Annotated in this window: 18 protein-coding genes; 14 read left to right on the forward strand and 4 right to left on the reverse strand. The window is 59.4% G+C overall.

Translation table 11 applies throughout. The annotated features are described in order from the left end of the window. The first annotated feature begins 1 nt into the window (after position 1). The 4 genes from PYK22_RS10295 to PYK22_RS10310 all read left to right on the forward strand — a co-directional run bounded on the left by PYK22_RS10295 (position 2) and on the right by PYK22_RS10310 (position 3,204). Entirely contained in the window at positions 2 to 445 is a 444-nt protein-coding gene (locus tag PYK22_RS10295; protein ID WP_041976910.1) for a tetratricopeptide repeat protein, read from the forward strand. 189 nt (positions 446 to 634) lie between these two features. Next, positions 635 to 874, forward strand: coding sequence for a cupin domain-containing protein (locus PYK22_RS10300; RefSeq protein WP_157770825.1), 240 nt, complete (start codon positions 635 to 637; stop codon positions 872 to 874). A 4-nt stretch (positions 875 to 878) separates the two neighbouring features. Continuing rightward, positions 879 to 2,648: a DNA polymerase gene (locus PYK22_RS10305; protein ID WP_041976915.1), complete on the forward strand. Its 1,770-nt coding sequence runs from the start codon at positions 879 to 881 to the stop codon at positions 2,646 to 2,648. A gap of 109 nt (positions 2,649 to 2,757) precedes the next feature. Continuing rightward, on the forward strand, positions 2,758 to 3,204 hold the full coding sequence (locus PYK22_RS10310) for a YkvA family protein (RefSeq protein ID WP_041976916.1): 447 nt from the start codon (positions 2,758 to 2,760) through the stop codon (positions 3,202 to 3,204). Between the two features lie 133 nt (positions 3,205 to 3,337). On the opposite strand, the gene mpl is transcribed toward PYK22_RS10310, so the two are convergent. After that, positions 3,338 to 4,753 carry a UDP-N-acetylmuramate:L-alanyl-gamma-D-glutamyl-meso-diaminopimelate ligase gene (gene mpl, locus PYK22_RS10315; protein ID WP_041976920.1) on the reverse strand — a complete coding sequence of 472 codons (1,416 nt, stop codon included), beginning with the start codon at positions 4,751 to 4,753 and terminating at the stop codon, positions 3,338 to 3,340. 74 nt (positions 4,754 to 4,827) lie between these two features. Then, on the reverse strand, positions 4,828 to 6,507 hold the full coding sequence (locus PYK22_RS10320) for an ATP-binding protein (RefSeq protein WP_041976923.1): 1,680 nt from the start codon (positions 6,505 to 6,507) through the stop codon (positions 4,828 to 4,830). A gap of 144 nt (positions 6,508 to 6,651) precedes the next feature. Here PYK22_RS10320 and rfbB point away from each other — a divergent pair, with 144 nt between their 5' ends. The 7 genes from rfbB to PYK22_RS10355 all read left to right on the forward strand — a co-directional run bounded on the left by rfbB (position 6,652) and on the right by PYK22_RS10355 (position 14,949). After that, complete coding sequence (gene rfbB, locus PYK22_RS10325; protein ID WP_041976925.1) at positions 6,652 to 7,677, forward strand: dTDP-glucose 4,6-dehydratase; 1,026 nt, start codon at positions 6,652 to 6,654, stop codon at positions 7,675 to 7,677. An 18-nt stretch (positions 7,678 to 7,695) separates the two neighbouring features. Further along, the gene (gene rfbD / locus PYK22_RS10330; RefSeq protein ID WP_041976927.1) at positions 7,696 to 8,547 is read left to right on the forward strand and encodes a dTDP-4-dehydrorhamnose reductase; all 852 of its coding nucleotides are present in this window, start codon (positions 7,696 to 7,698) and stop codon (positions 8,545 to 8,547) included. A 145-nt stretch (positions 8,548 to 8,692) separates the two neighbouring features. Then, positions 8,693 to 11,053 carry a GumC family protein gene (locus tag PYK22_RS10335; RefSeq protein WP_041976930.1) on the forward strand — a complete coding sequence of 787 codons (2,361 nt, stop codon included), beginning with the start codon at positions 8,693 to 8,695 and terminating at the stop codon, positions 11,051 to 11,053. Next, positions 11,053 to 11,550 carry an acyltransferase gene (locus tag PYK22_RS18235; RefSeq protein WP_041976931.1) on the forward strand — a complete coding sequence of 166 codons (498 nt, stop codon included), beginning with the start codon at positions 11,053 to 11,055 and terminating at the stop codon, positions 11,548 to 11,550. The genes PYK22_RS10335 and PYK22_RS18235 overlap by 1 nt, the downstream gene beginning before the upstream one ends. A 58-nt stretch (positions 11,551 to 11,608) precedes the next feature. Then, the gene (locus PYK22_RS10345; protein WP_041976934.1) at positions 11,609 to 12,772 is read left to right on the forward strand and encodes a DegT/DnrJ/EryC1/StrS family aminotransferase; all 1,164 of its coding nucleotides are present in this window, start codon (positions 11,609 to 11,611) and stop codon (positions 12,770 to 12,772) included. After that, positions 12,769 to 13,794 carry a Gfo/Idh/MocA family protein gene (locus tag PYK22_RS10350; RefSeq protein ID WP_041976938.1) on the forward strand — a complete coding sequence of 342 codons (1,026 nt, stop codon included), beginning with the start codon at positions 12,769 to 12,771 and terminating at the stop codon, positions 13,792 to 13,794. Before PYK22_RS10345 ends, PYK22_RS10350 begins: the two co-directional genes overlap by 4 nt. Before the next feature lie 12 nt (positions 13,795 to 13,806). Next, positions 13,807 to 14,949, forward strand: a complete 1,143-nt coding sequence (locus tag PYK22_RS10355) for a DegT/DnrJ/EryC1/StrS family aminotransferase (RefSeq protein ID WP_041977301.1) — start codon at positions 13,807 to 13,809, stop codon at positions 14,947 to 14,949. On the opposite strand, the gene PYK22_RS10360 is transcribed toward PYK22_RS10355, so the two are convergent. Together PYK22_RS10360 and PYK22_RS10365 are read right to left on the reverse strand one after the other, a co-directional pair. Further along, entirely contained in the window at positions 14,907 to 15,785 is an 879-nt protein-coding gene (locus tag PYK22_RS10360; RefSeq protein ID WP_060635555.1) for a transglycosylase domain-containing protein, read from the reverse strand. The genes PYK22_RS10355 and PYK22_RS10360 overlap by 43 nt on opposite strands. Before the next feature lie 11 nt (positions 15,786 to 15,796). Further along, a complete protein-coding gene (locus PYK22_RS10365; protein ID WP_083437776.1) occupies positions 15,797 to 16,765 on the reverse strand; it encodes a histone deacetylase family protein in 969 nt (322 codons plus the stop codon). 203 nt (positions 16,766 to 16,968) lie between these two features. On the opposite strand from PYK22_RS10365, the gene PYK22_RS10370 reads away from it, so the two are divergent. From PYK22_RS10370 to PYK22_RS10380, 3 genes are all read left to right on the forward strand, one after another. Further along, complete coding sequence (locus tag PYK22_RS10370) at positions 16,969 to 18,156, forward strand: acetyl-CoA C-acetyltransferase (RefSeq protein WP_041976939.1); 1,188 nt, start codon at positions 16,969 to 16,971, stop codon at positions 18,154 to 18,156. Positions 18,157 to 18,327: 171 nt separating this feature from the next. Then, a complete protein-coding gene (locus tag PYK22_RS10375; RefSeq protein ID WP_060635556.1) occupies positions 18,328 to 18,798 on the forward strand; it encodes a hypothetical protein in 471 nt (156 codons plus the stop codon). A 32-nt stretch (positions 18,799 to 18,830) separates the two neighbouring features. Continuing rightward, a complete protein-coding gene (locus PYK22_RS10380; protein WP_041976941.1) occupies positions 18,831 to 19,685 on the forward strand; it encodes a 3-hydroxybutyryl-CoA dehydrogenase in 855 nt (284 codons plus the stop codon). The last annotated feature ends 30 nt before the right edge of the window (positions 19,686 to 19,715 follow it).

Below are 19,715 nucleotides of genomic sequence, written 5' to 3' on the forward strand. Positions count from 1 at the left end.
GATGAGTCTCGTTAGCGAGCGGAGGACGGTGGTGGCGAGAAGACGAAGGGCGCGTGGTTTTGAGCATAACCAACTCGGCGTTACGTTCTATCGGAGCGGAGCGCTCGATTTGGCCATCGAGCGGTTCGAGCTTGCGACGCGCCGCGCGCCGTGGGTCTCTTCGTACTGGCTCAATCTCGGCGTTGCATTTCTCGACAAAGGGATTTTGGGTAAAGCTGAAGCGGCGATCAAGCGCGCGCTCGAACTCGATAACAAAAGCCAGTCGGCATACTTTCACTTGGCTAAACTTCATGAAAAGCGTGAGGATGAGGCCGCCGCGCGTGAGGCTTATGAGAAGGCGATTGAACTTGATCCGCGCACTCATCTGGCCCAACGCGCGCGGGAGCGGCTCGAGGAGTGGCATCCTCGTCTGCTTGGAATGCCGAATTCAGGCGAAAGGTCTTGAATTGAAGCTTTCGTGACCGCATCGAGCGAATCAGCCAGCCTCTCGTACCAATCGAGGGTTGGCTGTCCCGGTTCTGAACTCGTATCATTAGCTTTCATAGACGGTCTTCCAGAATGGCGAGGTGGTCTTATGCGGGTCGAGCGATGGAGCGGAACGGGTAAGCCAGATGCGCGAGAGCTGAAGCGTAGGATGGAAGCGGAGGGGTACAGCGTTTTCGAGTGGAGCGATCCGCCCGGCAGAGTCTATGCGCCGCACGCGCATCCGGAAGATCAATCGCACTGGGTCATCAGCGGCGCCATCGCGCTCGAAGTCGGCGGCGAAGAGTACATCTTGCGCGCAGGCGATAGGGACTTCTTGCCAGCCGGAACGGTTCATGCGGCGCGCGTCGTCGGCGATGAACCGGTCGTCTACTTGATCGGCGCAAAGTGATGCGATGTCAAACGAGTACAAGCTCATCACGGATGAAGAGGAGCTGCGACGTGCGGTTGAGCGGCTGCAAACTCAACCGGCGATAGGATTCGATACGGAGACGACCGATCTCGATCCATATCGCGGGCGTTTGCGGTTGGTCCAGCTTGCGACGCTGGAGGAGGTCTATGTCATCGATCTGGACAAGTTCGGCGAACATCCCGCCGAGCGCGCGGACCTCGAGCCGCTGCGGCAGTTGCTCGCCTCGGATCGCCCAGTCAAGATCGCGCACAACGCCAAGTTCGACATCAAGTGGGTGCGGCGCCATCTCGGCGTCGAGCCCGGAACGGTCTTTGATACATACTTGGCAAGTCAGTTGCTCTCCGCCGGGGTCGAGGAAAGGCACAACCTTGACGCCGTGATGATGCGCTATCTCGGCGAGAATGTGGACAAGACCGAGCGCGGAAGCGATTGGAGCGGGGAGTTGAGCGAAGCGCAGCTTCTCTATGCCGCGCGCGATGTGGCATTGCTTGTTCGCCTGCGCGAGAGGATGATCGAGCGGTTGAAGGCCGATGGGCTCGTTCAATGTGCGCGGCTCGAGTTCGAGTGCGTGCCCGTCACGGCGGCGATCGAGCTTGCCGGTTTCTATCTCGACAAAGAGCGTTGGCGCGAACAGATGGTTAACGTCGAGCAGGAACGGGCGCGTATCGCGGCTGAGTTACAAGAGATGCTCGCCGCAGGATCGTCTCAAGGGATGCTCTTTGCTGGCGCGCGCGCGGAGGTGAATCTCGACTCGCACGCGCAATTGACCGAAGCTCTCCGTCGCTTGGGAATCCCCATGCCCGATTCGACGCGCAACTGGCGTTTGCAGCCGCTCGCGGCGAAATATCCGGTCATCGCCAAACTGCTCGAATACCGCACGGTGCAAAAGGCGATCACCAGCTATGGGCAGAACATACTCGACTCGATCCATCCGGTGACGGGCCGGATCCACGCCGATTTTCATCAGATCGGCGCGCCCACTGGACGTTACGCCTGTACTTCGCCGAACATTCAACAGATCCCGCACACGACCGCATATCGGCGATGTTTCCGCGCGCCCGAAGGCAGAAAGTTGATCACATGCGACTTTTCGCAAATAGAGTTGCGCATCTTAGCCGAGTATTCGCAGGATCGGAACTTCATCGCCGCTTTCCAGTCCGGAGCCGATCTACATCGTGCGACTGCCGCGCAGGTCTTCGGCATCGCGCCGGAAGAGGTCAGCGCCGAACAACGCTCTTTCGCCAAACGTTTGAACTTCGGCGTCGTTTACGGCATCGGTGCGCCGCGTTTCGCGTTGATGACTGGTTTATCGGAAAAAGAGGCGGAGGAGGCGATGCGACGGTATTTTGCCGCTTACCCAGCTCTTGACGCTTGGCTCAAAGAAGCTGGGCGGCGCGCCGTGCGCGAACGCGAGGCGCGCACGATGATTGGCAGGCGCGCGCGTTTCAACTTCGATCCCGAAGATCGGCGCGCTGTGGCGCTCATCGAGCGTAACGGCAAGAACATGCCCGTTCAAGGATCGAGCGCCGACATATTGAAACGCGCATTGCGCTTGCTGCATGAGGATCTAAGCGCGACGACGGCGAAGATCGTCAACATCGTTCATGACGAGATCGTCGTCGAAGCCGATGTGGAGCAAGCGGAAGAGATCTCCATTCGCGTGCAGCGAGCCATGCAGAAAGCCGGGGAAGAGTTCATCAAGTCGGTTCCCGTCGTCGTCGAATCGCATATCTCCGATGAGTGGTTGAAGTAACTGCCCCGGATCGTTCCAGAAGATTTCGGCGCGTTGTGGTTCGGATTCTGGTAAAATCACGATCAAAGGATCGGTTAATTTAAGCTTGCGTTCAAACGAGGGGCGGGCGATGCGAAAGCGCGAAGCGAAGAGACGGCTCAAAGAGTTGCTCCTTTTCTTTCCCAATCTGGTGCGTCTATCGGGCGAACTGATGGCGGATCGGCGCGTGCCGAAAGCGGAACGGGCGCTTTTCGCCGCAGCCTTCATCTACGCGATCACGCCGCTCGATTTTTTGCCGGACTTCATCCCGTTTCTCGGTCAAGTAGACGATGCTTACCTGATCGCTCTGACGCTGCTGCGTTTGCTCACCAAGACGGACGAACGGGTGATTCGCGAACACTGGCATGGGCGCGGAGATGTGATCCCGCTCGTGCGCGCTTTGGCGAAAGCCGCGCCGGTGGTCCTGCCCGAAAAGGTGGCGCGCGTCTTATCTGAGGGGATCGCGCCGGGAACGGAGATGAGCCGGAAGCTGTGGCGCAAACTCCAGCGGCGAAAGGAAGTCACGGCGCGCGGGTGATCGCCTAGCTTGAGTTCAATCGTAGCTATCCAGCGCTGCATCGCGCGAGCGTAGCGAGTGATCGCCTGCCGAGCTTGAGTTCAATCTGCCTCGACCTCTTTTCCCGAGGATGTTCGAACGAACGTTCGATTGATCAATCGCGATGATCGCGCAATGCCTTTAAGAGCCGATCATGGATGCCGCCGAATCCGCCATTCGACATGATGGCGACCACGTCACCCTCCTTCAACTCCGGCAGGATGTGGCGGATGATTTCGTCAACGCCTGAGATGCAGAAAGCGGGTTTGCCGCGCTCGGTGATCTTTCTGGCCAGTTCATGCGTATCGAGCGGTTGTCCCAATTGAGCGACTCTGTCCGCGTCGAAGATGTTCGCGATGATGACGTAATCGGCTGCGGAGAAGGCCTCTTCATACTCGTGCTGAAAGACCGCAAGTCGCGATGACCATGACCGCGGTTCGAAGATCGCGACGAGTCGGCGATCCGGATATTTGGCGCGCAGCGCGGCCAGCGTTTCGCGCACCGCCGTTGGGTGATGGGCGAAATCGTCAATCACGGTTACGCCGCGCTCCGTGCCGCGCACTTGCATGCGGCGTGCGACGCTTTTGAAGGTGGCCAGAGCTTCGGCGATCGCCTCGCGCTCAATGCCCCACGCATCGGCGGCGATGATCACGGCCAAGCAGTTGCGCACGTTGAACGCGCCGACGAGCGGCGTGCGAAATTGCGCCCATTCGCGCCCATCGCGGAAGACGCGGAAAATCGTCCCTTCGCCATCGAACCGGATATCGCGCGCTTGCCAGCGCGCATCGTCGCTGGTGCCGAATGTCTCAAGTTGCGTAAAAAGCTTGCCGCCGAAGCTTCGGACCACTTCGCGCACGTGTGGACTGTCCCATCCTGCGATCAACCGCCCGTTACCCGGGACCAGATTCATCAAACGGCGGAAGGCGAGTTTGACGGCGTCCAAGTTGGGATAGATGTCGGCGTGATCGTACTCGATGTTCCCGACGATGGCGAGTTCGGGCAAATAGTGCATGAACTTCGGCCCTTTGTCGAAGAAGGCCGTATCGTATTCATCGCCTTCGATGATGAAGTAAGGGCTATCTGTGACGCGAAAACTCGACCCGAAATTCTGCGCGATGCCGCCGATCAGAAAACTCGGGGCGAGCCCGCCGCACTCCATGACCCAAGCCGCAAGGCTCGTCGTCGTCGTTTTGCCGTGCGTGCCGGCGACGACAAGAGAGCGACGTCCGCGGATGAACTCCTCTTTGACCGTTTCCGCTTGCGAACGGTAGAAGAGTTTGCGGTTCAGAGTCTCTTCGACTTCCGGGTTGCCGCGCGAGAGCGCGTTGCCGATGACCACACAATCCGGCGTCGGTTCGAGATTGGCTGCGTCGTAGCCTTGTTTGATCTCGATCCCCAGACTCTCCAGCATGGTGGACATCGGGGGATAAACGTTCTGGTCCGATCCCGTGACGCGATGGCCGCGCGCGTGAAGCATGCCGGCGAGCGAGGCCATCGCCGTGCCGCAAATCCCGATCAAGTGATAGTGCATTGGTTGCTTTCCGACAAGAAGAGTCTAAGTTGTCAAAGGCTCCGGCGCCATCTTCCCGCCGTCTCGTGATGCGATCAAACGTCTAGACCTCGGATCTTCAGTCTATTGGTAGAAGGTTTGACGAGGATCGCCTCTTCCTCTTCGCGCGCGCGTTGAGCCGAATCTGTGTAATAGTTGGCCCATTCGGCTGGAGCGTCAAACGTCTCGCCGCCGTGTTGCGTGTAGCGGGTGCGCACGCGGCATATGACCGGAGTGTTGACGCTGACGCCGCTGATTACCGCTTGTCCCTTGCTGAGGGCCGGAAGCTCGGCGAGAAGTTGTCTCCCTGCGCTTTCAACCGATTCCGCCACCGTATCTTGATCGAACGGATTGACGATGCGCATAATGATCTGCGTCATGCATTGCGATAGGACGTCTTGATCGAGCTTGCAGGGACGTTGGGTGATCAGCCCTATCCCGACGCCGAACTTGCGCCCTTCAGAGAGTATCTCCTGAAGGATCTTCGTCGAAACGACGGCTCTGCCAGCTGGCGCGAAGCGGTGAGCCTCTTCGAGCAGCGTGAAGACCGGATAGGGAAGGTAATTGTCGCTTTGGCGATCAGTCACCTCGCCGCGCACGGTCATCATGCGCGCCTTATTTACGCGGCGCAGCAAGGTGGCGACGATCACCTGTTGTTCTTGCTGCTCGATATCGGAAAGCTGCAACACGGTGCACTGTCCGGGGCGGAAAAGCTCGCGCAGCGGAATATGATCCGTATCGGAGAAGATGCAACGCGGTTTATCGAAACGCGAATCCAAGCGCCACAGCAGGCCATCGATCGAATTCGCATTGCTCGATTCGCTGCGTTCGTTGCCCTCATATTTCTGGGCCAGAACGGCGTCGCGCAGATCGTGATACCCCCACAGCCTGTTTCGGCCCTGCGGGCTGTTGACGAGCTGGCGATAGGCTTGCGATAGAAAATGGAGCATCTTATCCGAAGCGCCTTCAGGCAGGAGATATTGAATATCGGCTTCGGTGAGCGTCGAGAAACGAACCTTTATCCGGTCGTGAGTGTATATCTTGACTTCCGGCTGGTATCCGTCCTCGCCGCGAAAGCGCGGGTCTTGAGCGATCGAACGAAGCGTATCATATTCGCCGTGGGGATCGACGATCAGGACGGCAGCGCGATTATAGGGCATCATCAGCTCTTCGATGAGCACGCCCGCCGTGTAGGACTTCCCGGCGCCGGTCGAAGCGAGGACGGCCAAGTGAGTCGAAACGAGGTCTTTGACCGAAAGGATGATCGGCACGTCGCCCACTTCGCGCGTCAGCAGACTCCCGATATAGGCCGAGCCGCGTTCGCCCCTCTTCCGCGGCGAAAGGACCGCCGCGAGCATTTCAGAGGAAGCGAGGAAGACGGGATCGCCAGGATTGGGTGGAATGCGCGGATTGACGAAATCGCCCAAACGCTCGTTGAAGTAGCCGATCGTTTCGACCGTGATCTCGTAGATCTCGCAGCCCTCTTCATCCAAACCGATGAGTGAGGAGACGATGAGCGGCGAGATCTCTGGATCGGAGAGAAACGAGTCGGGAAGATTGCGCACGAGCCGACGCGCCGTGATGTGCCCGAGGATGCGCCGCTCCTCGCTGCCCTCGCGCGCAAGGTAATAGACGAATTCGCCTATCCGCGCCCGCGCATTGTCAGTCGTAATGAACAGGTATTCGTGCGGCTTTTCGCCCGGTCCTTTGATCGTTCCCAACAGTTCCTCTTGCATGGTTACTATCCTAGCCACATTCGTTCTTCGCTTCAATAGGATTTGTAATCGGAAGCCATTGGAAAACGCGCTTTTGCCAGTTCCGACATTGCCCGCTATACTCAAACGCCGAGAGTTTGGATCCTCATCGAAGGGTTTGGAAGAATGAAGAAGCTTTTTGTAACGGGTGGCGCCGGGTTCATCGGTTCCGCCTTCATCAGGGTGGCGCTCGAAGAGCTGCCCGAATGCGAGATCGTCAATTTCGACGCGCTCACCTATGCGGGCAATCCCGACAATCTCATCGGCCTAGACGGGCGGCGACACCGTTTCATTCGCGGCGATATAGCCGATCGCGCAGCGGTCATCGGAGCGCTCGAGCCTGATACCGACGCCATCGTCAATTTCGCGGCGGAATCGCACGTCGATCGAAGCATCGCCTCGGCGGATGAGTTCTTGCGGACCAACGTCATCGGCACGCAGGTGCTGCTCGACGCGGCGCGCGCGCGCGGCGTGCAGAGGTTCTTGCAGGTCAGCACGGACGAGGTCATGGGCAGTTTGCCGGAGGATGAGCGGGCCTTCTTCACCGAAGCGTCGCCTTACGCGCCGAATAGCCCATACGCCGCATCGAAGGCCGCCGCCGAGCATCTCGTGCGCGCAGCGCACCACACCTTCGGTCTCGATACGGTCATCACACGTTGCGGCAATAACTACGGTCCGCGGCAGTTCCCCGAAAAGCTCATCCCGCTTGCCATCGCCAACGCGATGAGCGATGAGCCGATACCGGTTTACGGTGATGGGCAGAACGTGCGCGATTGGATCTACGTTGACGATCACTGCCGCGCCATCTTGCGAGTTCTGCAACGGGGACGTTCTGGAGAGATCTACAACATCGGGGCGCGCAACGAGCGGCGCAATCTCGAAGTGGTCGAAGCGATCCTCGAGGCTTTGGGGAAACCTCGTTCGCTGATCAAATTCGTCAAAGACCGGCCCGGTCATGATCGCCGCTACGCAATTGATCCGACCAAGGTCGAAACTGAACTGGCGTGGCGGCCTCGTGAGACTTGGGAGAGCGGGCTCGAAAAGACGATTCGTTGGTATGTGGAGAATCAAGAATGGGTCGAGCGCGCGCGTAGCGGCGCGTATCGTGAATACTACGCGCGCCAGTATGGCATGGAGATCAAAGCCGGTTGAGATTTACGGAGGGACGCCTTGAAGGTCTTGATCACCGGGGCTGGCGGGATGGTCGGGCGCGCGGTCGTGGACCACTGCCGGGCGCTTGGCGATGAACTGGTGGCGTTCGAACGACGGGGACTCGATATTTCGGACGAAAACGCAGTCGCCCGATGTTTGGCTAGCGTGCGCCCCGAAGCGGTGATCAACTGCGCGGCTTGGACCGATGTCGACGGTTGCGAGTTCGATCCTGACCGCGCTTTCCGCGTCAACGCTTGGGGACCGGAGATCCTTGCGCGCCAATGTCGCAAAGTGGGCGCGCTTCTGGTGACGATCTCGACCGATTACGTCTTCGACGGCGAGAAGGACGGATTCTACACGCAGCGGGATGATCCGAACCCTTTAAGCGTATATGCACGCGCCAAGCTCGAAGGTGAACGGCGTGCGATGCAAGCGTGCGCGCGAACGATCGTCGTCCGCACGGGTTGGATCTTCGGCGTGGGCGGCAGGAATTTTTTGAGCAGAATCGTGGGGTCTGCCGCGTGCGGCGCGACCCTTAAAACCATCCGGGATTCTTGGGGGACGCCGACCTATGCGCGCGATCTAGCCCAACGTTTGCGCCAGTTGGCGGCGCTCGATCTGCCGGGGATCTACCACGTCGTGAACGCTGGTGGGGGAGCGAATTATGAAGAGTTCGCGCGCGCGGCTCTCGAATTGGCCGGGATCGAAGCGAAGATCGAGAGCGTCAGTTTCGCCGAGTTACATCGTCCGGCGGCTCGCCCGCGCAACTCGCGTTTGCGTTGTTTGCTTTCAGAGGCGATCGGACTCGAGCCTTTGCCGGAATGGCACGACGCGCTCAGAAGGTTCATCCGTGAAACGATCAGCCGATAGGGAGGTCATCGACCTCTTAGGGCTGATCCGCTCCGGCGTGAAAAATTCATCCGGCGAAAGCTTGTCCTTCCGTTCGTCTTTGATATCATTTTCAGCTTGTGCCCCGACCGTGGAGATTCGTCTCGATCAAAAGAGGTGAGGAGTCATGCAAGATAACAGATTGCTTCCCCTTTCGCAGACGGAGCAGCAGCTCGATCGCCCGCTGCATGACCTGACTTTGGGGCAGCCCGCGACCTTCATCGAACAGGCTCACCTGCGCGAGTATTGGGCCATCGTTTACAAACGCCGCTGGTTGATCTTGAGCCTCGCGCTCGCCGTCACCTCGCTCGTCGCGATCTACATGTACCGCCAACCGAACGTCTACGAAGCGATGGTGACGATCGACATCGAGCCGCGGCGAAGCGTGCTGCAGACCAAGGGCGATGTGCAGGTCGTCTCCGTGCCGAACGATCCGAATTACTGGAGCACGCAGATAAAGCTGCTTCAGAACCCGCAGCTTGCGCGGCAAGTGGCGCTCACGCTCGATCTGCCGAACAATCCGGCGTTCTTGAGCGGGCAAGCGGGCCCCAGCCTCACCTCATCCTTAAGGCGCATCCTCTCCCGCCGGAAGAAGGAGGAGAACGAACAAGGGAAGCTCCAAGTCGTGACCGATAGTGAGGTCGATGCGGAGAATCTGACTCCGGAGCAGCTCGCCAAACTCGAGCCTTACGAAGAGGCGATATTGGCCGGGATCACGGTCGAACCGGTCGAAAAGACGAACCTCGTCAACATCAAGTTCCAACACTCCGACCCGGAGATGGCGGCCAAGGTCGCCAATACCATCGCCGATGTCTTCATCTATAACAACCTCGAACGCGAAACGCAGGGCGCGCAGCGAGCTTCCGTCCTGCTCGCCAAACAGATCGCTGAACTGCAACTGAAGATCCGTCAGGGCGAGGAGGCGCGCATCAACTACCTGCGCAGTCACAATCTGCCGCTCGGCCAAGCCAAGGGACAGAACCTGACGCTCGAGCGTTTGGCGACTTTGAGCGGCCAGCTTCTCGAAGCCGAAAACGAGCGCAAGAATCTGCAATCGGCCTATGAGGCGGCTCAAAGGGAGACGGATATCTGGTCGGTGCCGGAAGTTCAGAGCGATCAGCGCATCCAGAAGTTGCGCGATCGGATAGGCGAACTCGAAGAGAAACGGGCTGCGCTCTTGGTCCAGTACACGCCCGAGTGGCCCGAAGTCAAGAAAGTCGATGAGCAGATCAAGCGCCTCAAACAAGATCTCGACAAAGCGCCGTATGAAGTGATCAAGGCGATGAGATCGCGGTATGAGGCGGCGCTCGCGCGCGAGAACAAATTGAAACAAGCCTACTATCAGGAAGCGGCCGCGGCCAACGAGCAGAACCAAGCCGAAATCGAGTTGAGCCGCATCACGCAAGAGCTCGAAACGAACAAGCAGTTCTACAACACGCTCTTTCAGCGCCAGAAGGAGCTGGAGATCACTTCCAATGACCGCGCAAACAACATCACAGTCGCAACTCCAGCGCGCGTGCCGCGCGAACCTGTGGGACCGAAGCGTTTGCGCAACATCCTGATCGCGTTGTTGGTTGCGCTCGGAGCGGGCATCGGCCTGGCCTTCCTGCTCGATTATCTGGACGATACTTTGAAGTCCGCCGAGGATGTCGAGCGTTATCTGCATCTGCCGACGCTCGCCTTGATCCCGGCGCCGCGGACCGAGCGATTGCTTTTGAAGGGCAAGGCGTCGGAACCGGAAGGGGTTGCGGAGAAGACCGCGCTCGCCCTCATCTCCGATGTGCGCTCGCCGATCACGGAGGCGTATCGCCATCTGCGGACGCAGCTTCTGCTCTCCACCGCGGGACAACCGCCGCGCACCGTGTTGCTCACCTCGAGCCAACCTTCCGAAGGCAAGACGACGACCGCTGTGAATATGGCGATGATGCTGGCCCAGATGGGAGCCGAAGTGCTTCTGCTGGATTGCGATCTGCGTCGTCCGCGCGTTCACGTGCACTTCAATCTGGCCAACGCGAAAGGGGTGGCGAACTATCTTGCCGGGGAGCGCAATCTCGATGCGCTCATGCAGACATACGCGCCGTTGCCGAATTTGAAGATCATGACCTCTGGACCGGTCCCGCCGAGTCCGGCTGAACTCCTCAGTTCGGAAGAGATGCGACGCCTCATCGATGAGGCGAGCGCGCGTTTCGCTCACGTCATCATCGATTCGCCGCCAGCGGTGTCGTTCACCGATGCGGCCATCCTTTCGACGATGGTCGATGGCGTGGTGCTCGTCGTGCATGGTGGGCACAGTTCGCGGGCGATCGTGCGGCGCGCTAAGAAACTGCTGCAGGATGTCGGCGCGCACATCATCGGCGTAGTGCTCAATAACGTCAAACTCGATGCCCACGATTATCAGTATTACGCCAATTACTACGCCGCCTACTACGATGAGGAAGAGGATGAACGCGATCTGCCGGAAGGGGCGGCGGAACGCGGAGCGCACTGATGCGGGGAGAGTTCTGCTGTATCGCTGACGATGTGCGATTAGGGCGCGATGTGCGCATCTACAACTTCGTCAACCTCTACGGTTGCGAGATCGGCGATGAGACGCGCATCGGCTCGTTCGTCGAAATCCAAAAGAACGCGCGCGTCGGGCGGCGTTGTAAAATCTCCAGCCACAGTTTCATCTGTGAGGGCGTGACGATCGAAGACGAAGTCTTCATCGGGCACGGCGTCATCTTCATCAATGACATCTATCCGCGGGCGACACGCGCCGACGGACGATTGCAGACCGAAGCGGATTGGACCGTTGTGCCAACAATAGTGCGACGCGGGGCTTCGATCGGGAGCGGGGCGACGATCCTCGCCGGAATTGAGATAGGCGCTCGCGCGATCATCGGCGCGGGCGCGGTGGTGACGAAAGACGTTCCCGCCGGAGCGATCGTGGCAGGCGTGCCGGCGCGGCTGCTCCGCTTCCTCGAGGATGAAATAGAAGGCTCATAATAAGGTGGATCGTGGGGGCGATCGGCACAGAGCGAGAGGAACGCTGACGCGGACGATTATGAATATCCCGTTCGTCGATTTGCGCGCGCAGCATCTGGCGCTCAAAAGCGAGATAGATGAGGCGATCGCGCGGGTGATCGAAAACTCGTCGTTCATCCTGGGCCGCGAGGTCGAAAGGTTCGAGCGTGAATTCGCCGCGTATATCGGCGCGCGATTCTGCGTCGGGGTGAGCAGCGGAACGGCTGCCTTGCAGCTTGCGCTGATCGCACTGGGGATCGGACCGGGCGATGAGGTCATCGTCCCGGCAAACACTTTCTTTGCGACCGCCGAAGCCGTCTCAAACGTCGGCGCGCGCCCCGTCTTCGTCGATGCCGACCCCGCCGCATACACGATCGACGTCGGAAAGATCGAAGCGGCCATCAATGCGCGCACGCGCGCCATCATCCCGGTCCATCTTTACGGTCAACCGGCTGATCTCGATCCAATTTTGGAGTTGGGGAAGCGATACGGTCTTCTGGTCATCGAAGATGCGGCGCAAGCTCATGGCGCGCGTTACCGGGGAAAGAAGGTCGGTTCGTTCGGCGTCGTCAGTTGTTTCAGTTTCTATCCGGGAAAGAATCTCGGCGCTTTCGGCGAAGGCGGAGCTGTGTTGACCGATGATGCTGAAATCGCCCGGCGAGTCGCGATGTTACGCGATCACGGATCGGAGCGAAAGTACCATCACGAACTGATCGGTTACAACCTTCGCATGGAAGGAATTCAAGGCGCCGTCCTCTCCGTCAAACTTCGCTATCTGGACCAGTGGAATGAACTGAGGCGCGCGCACGCGGCTTTGTATGGAGAACTTTTACAAGGCACGCCGCTCATCCTGCCGAAAGAGATGCCCTATGCTTATCACGTCTATCATCTTTACGTGGTGCAATCGGAAGCGCGTGACGCGCTGCGCGCGGCGTTGACTGAAGCCGGCGTGCAGACCGGCATCCACTATCCGGTGCCGATCCATCTTCAGCCCGCATATCGTTCTCTTGGTCACCGCCGCGGCGATTTCCCCGAGGCGGAAAGACAGGCCGAAAGGGTCCTCTCGTTGCCGATCTATCCCGAGTTGACCGCGGAGCAGATCGCGCGCGTGGCCGAAGTCTGCCGCGAATTTTTCGCGATGACGGAGCGCCATCGCCTCTCTTCCGCGTGTGGGGCGAATGCTGATGGAAGGAGAAGACCTTGAGTCGCAGGATCACAGTCGGCGTCATCGGATGCGGTTACTGGGGGCCGAATCTGATTCGCAACTTCGTTGAGAACGAGGCGGCGGAGCTAAGTTGGATTTGCGACCGCGATGCGCGCCGTTTGGAGATGGTCGGGCGTCGCTATCCGTTCGCTCGCCGGACGCGAGATTATGGCGAGTTGCTGGCCGATGCGCGACTCGATGCCGTAGCCATCGCGACGCCCGTCGCCACGCATTACGAGTTCGCGCGTGCGGCTTTGCGCGCCGGGAAGCACGTCCTCGTCGAGAAACCTTTCACCACGAGCGTGCGCGAAGCCGAAGATCTAATCGGGCTAGCTGAGCGCGGCGGTTTGGTCCTGATGGTGGACCACACTTTCGTTTACACGGGCGCGGTCCGTAAGATCAAAGAGATCGTCGAACGCGGCGAACTCGGCGAGTTGCTTTATTTCGATTCGGTGCGCATCAATCTCGGCATCTTTCAGACCGATGTCAACGTCGTTTGGGATCTTGCGCCGCACGATCTTTCGATCATGGATTACGTCGTCGGGCGCGATCCGCTCGCCGTCGTCGCCAACGGCAGCTGCCATATCGAACAGGGTATCGAGAATATAGCTTACGTCATGCTCCGTTTCGACGATTCGTTCATCGCTCATTTCCATTTCAATTGGCTGTCGCCGGTGAAGATCCGTCGGACGCTGATCGCCGGAAGCCGCCGCATGATCGTCTATGACGATATCGAACCGACCGAGAAGGTCCGCGTTTATGACAAAGGCGTCACGCGCGAAGTGAACGGGGATAAGGAGACGGCCTACCAAACGCTAGTCAGCTATCGCACGGGCGACGTATGGGTGCCGAAACTCGATTCGACCGAGGCGCTGAAACACGTCTGCGCGGAGTTCTTGAGCGCGATCGGCGAAAAGCGGCGCCCGCTGACCGATGGCGAAGCTGGTCTGCGCGTTGTGCGTTTGCTGGAGGCGGCGCAGACCTCCATCGCTTCGGGCGGCCAACCGGTGAGGCTCCGTTAAGGTGCATTCATGATGGCGAAGATCGGTAGGAAGGTCGCTGTCCCATTGCTCGATCTCGCGGCGCAACATGAGCCTCTGCGCGAGGAATTGCTCGTTGCGATCGAGCGGGTTATCTCTTCGCAACGTTTCATCCTCGGACCGGAAGTCAGCGCGCTCGAGGGCGAGATCGCCCAGCGACTCGGCGTCGCTCATGCGATAGGTTGCGCTTCGGGATCGGATGCGCTTCTGCTAGCGTTGATGGCGCTCGAGATCGGGCCAGGCGACGAGGTCATCACGACGCCTTACACGTTCTTTGCGACGGCAAGCGCGATCGTCCGGTTGGGCGCGCGCCCCGTCTTCGTTGATATAGACCCGCTCACTTACAACATCGATCCGGGAGCAATCGAAGCGGCTATCACCAAGAGGACGCGCGCGATCATCCCCGTGCATTTATTCGGTCAATGCGCGGAGATGGAACCGATCCTGAAGATCTGTGCGCGTTATGGTCTTCATGTCATCGAAGATGCGGCGCAGGCGATCGGGGCTGAGGACCGGGGGCGAAGGGCTGGGGCGATCGGATCGATTGGCTGTTTCAGTTTCTATCCGACGAAGAATTTGGGTGGGATGGGCGATGGCGGGATGGTCGTGACCGACGATGAAGCGCTCGCGCGACGTCTGCGTATGCTGCGCGCGCATGGGGCGGAAGATAAGTACCGCCACAAGTACGTTGGGATCAACAGCCGACTCGATGAATTGCAGGCGGCCATTTTGCGCGTGAAGCTGAAGCATCTGGATGAGTGGACGGCGAAGCGGCGCCGTAACGCCGAACGTTACCGGGAGTTGTTCAGCGAAGCCGAGTTGCTCGATCGAATCGGCCTTCCCTATGTGCGTGAGGGGGCGTATCACGTCTTCAATCAATATGTGATTCGCGTGCCGGGCGGAAGAGATGCGGTGGTGGCTGCGCTGAGAAACCATGACGTGGGTGTGGAAATCTATTATCCCGTGCCGTTGCATTTGCAGGAATGTTTCGGAGCTTTGCGGTATCACGAGGGCGCGTTCCCGGAAGCGGAAAAGGCCGCGCGCGAGACTCTGGCCTTGCCCATCTACGCCGAATTGACCGCAGAACAGCAAGCTTATGTGGTCCAGCAAATCCGCGCTGCGCTCGCCGATGATTGAGGGATGAGATTGCGCGCGGCGCACATCAGCGGCCCGAACGCTGTCGGTCGCGACGCGCTTCTCTCCTCTCGCTCAGCGGGAAGTTTCACGCTCGACATGTAGCGCAAAATGATCCTTTGCCTTCGCGCGACGCGGCGCGGATTCTTCTGCGGATTGAAGACCGTGATCGGGTTCGGAATGATGGCCGCGAGGAATGCCGCTTCGCGCGGAGTCAGATCCGCCGCCGACTTTTTGAAATAGTATTGCGAAGCCGCCTCTGCGCCGTAGATGCCGTCGCCCCATTCGATCACGTTCAGGTAGAGTTCGAGGATGCGTCGTTTTGATAGCTCGTGCTCGAGGAGGATCGTGATGAAGGCTTCGCGCGCTTTACGCAAGAAGGAGCGTTCCGTCGAAAGGAAGAGGTTCTTGGCGAGCTGTTGCGTGATGGTCGAAGCCCCGCGCTTGAAAGCGGGCAAAGGCGGGATCCAATCCGTCGGGTCCTGATCGCCTTCGGCGCGCGCTTCACGTTCGGCCTCGCGTTGCGCCTCTTCCCACGCCCGGCGAATCGCCTCGTAGTCGAACCCGTTATGGGTGGCAAAGTTGTGATCCTCGCCGGCGATCACCGCGCGTTGCAGGTTGACGGAGATGCGGCTGAGCGGAACCCATTGTTGAAAGCGTTTCGGTTCCTCGCCGCGGGCGCGCGCTTCGCGCGCGCGCTGCTCGATGAGCGCGGTCGTCTGCGGATTGTGGTCGCGCAATTGCCGGACCCAATAGTAGTAAAGCGAAGCCTCAGCCGCGATCCAAAGAAGGATCGCCAGCAGCGAAAAGATGAGGATGCGTTTGAGCCATTTGAACATCGCCAAGTGACCTATCGCTCCGACGGCATATGCTCTGAATCCGCTACAGAGCGGTCCGTGGGTTGCGCAACGGGAGCGTTCATCGTCTCGAATATAGCGCGAACCGCGCGGATCGTGTTGCAATGTATCTCGACCGTATCGCCAAGCTCTTTCGCATAACCTCCGGCCATCACCGTCACGATAGGTATCTTCCGCTGTCGGCATTCCCTTAACACGATCTCATCGCGCGCGCGCAACCCTTCAATGGTCAGGGCGAGTCGCCCCAGTTTGTCATCGCGATATGGATCGGCCCCCGCCAAATAGAAGACGATATCGGGGGCGTGGGCGAAGACTTGCGGCAAACTCTCCTGCAGCGTGTCGAGATATTCCGCATCGCGCACGCCATCAGACAATGCGATATCGAGCGTCGAGTGCGCCTTGAAGAGCGGATAGTTCTTCGCCCCATGGATCGAGAAGGTGAAGACGCGCGGGTCGTCGGCGAAGATCGTCGCCGTCCCGTTGCCTTGATGAACGTCCAAGTCGATCACTGCGGCGCGTTCGATGAGGCGCTCGCGCTGCAGCGCGCGGATCGCGATCGCCACATCGTTCAGGACGCAAAATCCTTCGCCGCGATCGGCAAAGGCGTGGTGCGTGCCGCCCGCTAAGTTCGAACCGACGCCGTGTGCTAGCGCCCAGCGCGCAGCGGATAATGTGCCCCCAGCGGCAAGCAGCGAGCGGCGCACCAAGGCCTTCGACCAGGGTAACCCGAGGCGGCGAAGCTCGCGTTCGGTCAAAGTGCCAGCGCGAAGGCGCGTGATGTAATCCTCTGTATGCACCAGAAGGACATCTTCCAGTGCGACCGGTCGGGATTCGGCGATCTCTTCCAAATGTAGCGTGCCTTCGCGCAACAGGCGCTCGCGCACGAGCGCGAATTTGCGCATTGGAAAGACATGGTTTTCGCCGATGTTCGCGTAGTAGTGTGGACTGTACCAAACGCGCATGTGTCGTCGAGATTATAACCCGATGTCGCCGCTATTGTTGAAGTCCGGGCCCATCACGGATTCTTCGATGTTTCATCCTAAAATCACGAATAGTCACCTTCAACTTGCTTGTGACCCATCGTGGCGGCGTATAATCTGTCCTGAGCGGTTGAAAGATTCTGGCGAATCGTCGCTTTGGGGAATAAAGTTTCAAGGAGAGGAAGATGCTTGAGGGAAACGAGGCGGTCATCATCAGTGCTGTGCGCACGCCAACGGGGAAGTTCTTGGGGGCGCTGAAAGATTTCTCGGCGACCGATCTCGGGGCGATGGTCGTGCGCGAAGCCGTGCGACGTGCGGGCGTTAAGCCTGAAGATATCGACGAAGTGATCATGGGGTGTGTCATTCAAGCCGGTCTGGGCCAGAATCCGGCGCGCCAAGCCGCGCTCAAAGGCGGCTTGCCGCACACTGTTTCGGCCTTCACGGTCAACAAGGTTTGCGGGTCGGGGCTGAAGGCCGTGATGTTGGCGGCGCAGAGCATCAGGTCGGGCGATGCCGCGGTGATCGTCGCTGGTGGGATGGAGTCGATGTCGAACGCGCCGTATCTTCTGCCGAAAGCGCGCGAAGGGTATCGCATGGGGCACGGGACGCTCATTGACGCGATGATCCACGATGGATTGTGGTGTGCATTTGAAAACTACCACATGGGGAACACGGGCGAAGTCGTCGCCGAGCTTTATCGGATCAGTCGTCAGGAGCAGGATGAATACGCGCTCAATTCGCATCGCAAAGCGGTCGCCGCGATCAGAGCCGGAAAATTCAAGGACGAAATTCTCCCCATCGAAATTCCGCAAAAGAAGGGCGCGCCCATCATCTTCGATACGGATGAGCCGGTGCGCGAAGATACTTCGCTCGAAGCTTTGGCCAAGCTCAAGCCGGCATTCAAAGAGGGCGGCACGGTGACGGCGGGCAATGCGCCCGGCGTCAACGACGGCGCTTCGGCTCTGGTCGTCACTTCGTTCGAACGGGCGCGTGCGCTTGGCGTGGAGCCGATGGCGCGCATCGTCGCTTACGCTTCGTCCGGAGTCGAGCCGAAGATGGTGATGATGGCCCCGGTCGAGGCGATTCGGCGCGTGTTGCAGAAGGCCGGTTGGGCTTTGAGCGAAGTCGATCTGTTTGAAATCAACGAGGCTTTCTCCGTACAGCTAGTCGCCATCATGCGCGAGTTGGGACTCGATCCGAAGCGCGTCAACGTCAACGGCGGAGCGGTCGCGCTGGGCCACGCGATCGGTAATTCGGGAGCGCGCGTGCTCACCACACTGCTTTACGAGATGCGACGAAGCGGCGCGCGGCGCGGCATCGCGGCCCTGTGTTTGGGCGGAGGCAACGCCGTGGCGATGGCCGTCGAAAGGTGACAAAGTCTCTCAATTGCTGGACCAGGAAACAGTCGATTGGTTTCAAGAGTCAGGTCGAAAGGTGACAAATGATCTCTCAACTGGGCCAGAAGCGGCAAAGTCGAGCTTTCCGTTGATCCATCGATTCGCGAGCGAGGCCTTATCGAAAGATGTTCGCAGAGGAGCTGGCTTATGACGGCACAGGAACACAACAGATTGCTCGGGATCGCGCATACAGTTTACGGCGGCGTGAGCTTCGTGCTTTTGAGCCTTGTCGCATTCTACTTTGCGCTCGTCCTCGGCTTGATCAGTCATGATCCGGAGGCTCCAGCGGTCGCCTGGCTCCTCTTCGCCTTAATGGCGTTCGTCGTTTTGCTCGGCCTATCGGTTACGGGATTGTCGCTTGCCGCTGGGATCGGGTTGTTGAAGAGGAAGGGATGGGCGCGCACGATTGCGCTCATCGCCGGAGCGGTGGCGGCGCTGAATATCCCTTTCGGCACGGCTCTGGCCATCTACACCTTTTGGTTCCTCCTCGGCGAAGAGGGCAGGGCGCTTTACTCGCAAAATAGCGCACAACGCTTGAATTTGAGGCCGCCGGCGCAATCCCTATGGCAAGAGGAGCAGAGGCTGGAGGAGCAAAGGCCGCCCGATTGGCGAAGCTGAGCCGAATCTCGATCACGAGCGGGAGAGATTAAATGGAAGAGAAGATCGAAACGATCGGCGTCGTCGGAGCCGGGACGATGGGCAGTGGGATCGCGCAAGTGGCGGCGCGCGCCGGTTACCGTGTCCGTTTGCGCGATGTGAAAGAGGAGCATCTCGAGCGCGGCCTAGCTGCGATCGAGCAGAACTTGCAGCGTGATGTTGATAAAGGGCGTTTGAGCGTGGACGAGAAGCGCGCGATCATCGGACGCATCGAGCGGGCGATCGAATGGAGCGCGTTCGCCGAGGCCGATTTCGTCATCGAGGCTGTCAGCGAAGATGCTGAGGTCAAAGCGGAAGTCTTCCGCACATTGGATCAAGTGGTGCGACCTGAAGCGATCCTCGCTTCGAACACCTCTTCGATCCCGATCACCAAATTGGGCGCGGCGACGCGCCGTTCGGACAGGGTCGTCGGGATGCATTTCATGAATCCCGTCCCCGTGATGAAGCTAGTCGAGATCGTGCGCGGCTTGGCGACTTCCGATGAGACCGTCGAGCGCACGCGCCTGTTGGCCGAAAGGCTGGGCAAGACGCCGCTCGAATGTCGCGATTCGCCCGGTTTCGTGTCGAATCGCGTCCTGATGCCGATGATCAACGAGGCGATCTTCGCCTTGCAAGAGGGCGTCGCGACGCGCGAGGCGATCGATGGCATCATGAAGCTCGGCATGAACCATCCGATGGGCCCACTCGCGTTGGCCGATCTGATCGGTTTGGATGTCTGTTTGGCGATCCTCAACGTTCTATACGAGGAGTTTGGCGATCCGAAGTATCGCCCCTGTCCATTGCTCAAACGTTATGTAGATGCGGGATGGTTAGGCCGTAAGACCGGGCGCGGCTTTTACGAGTACTGAGAGCCGGTCTCGCGGGCGCCGAATGGCGCT

Source organism: Pyrinomonas methylaliphatogenes (assembly GCF_000820845.2).
Taxonomy (GTDB): Bacteria; Acidobacteriota; Blastocatellia; order Pyrinomonadales; family Pyrinomonadaceae; genus Pyrinomonas; species Pyrinomonas methylaliphatogenes.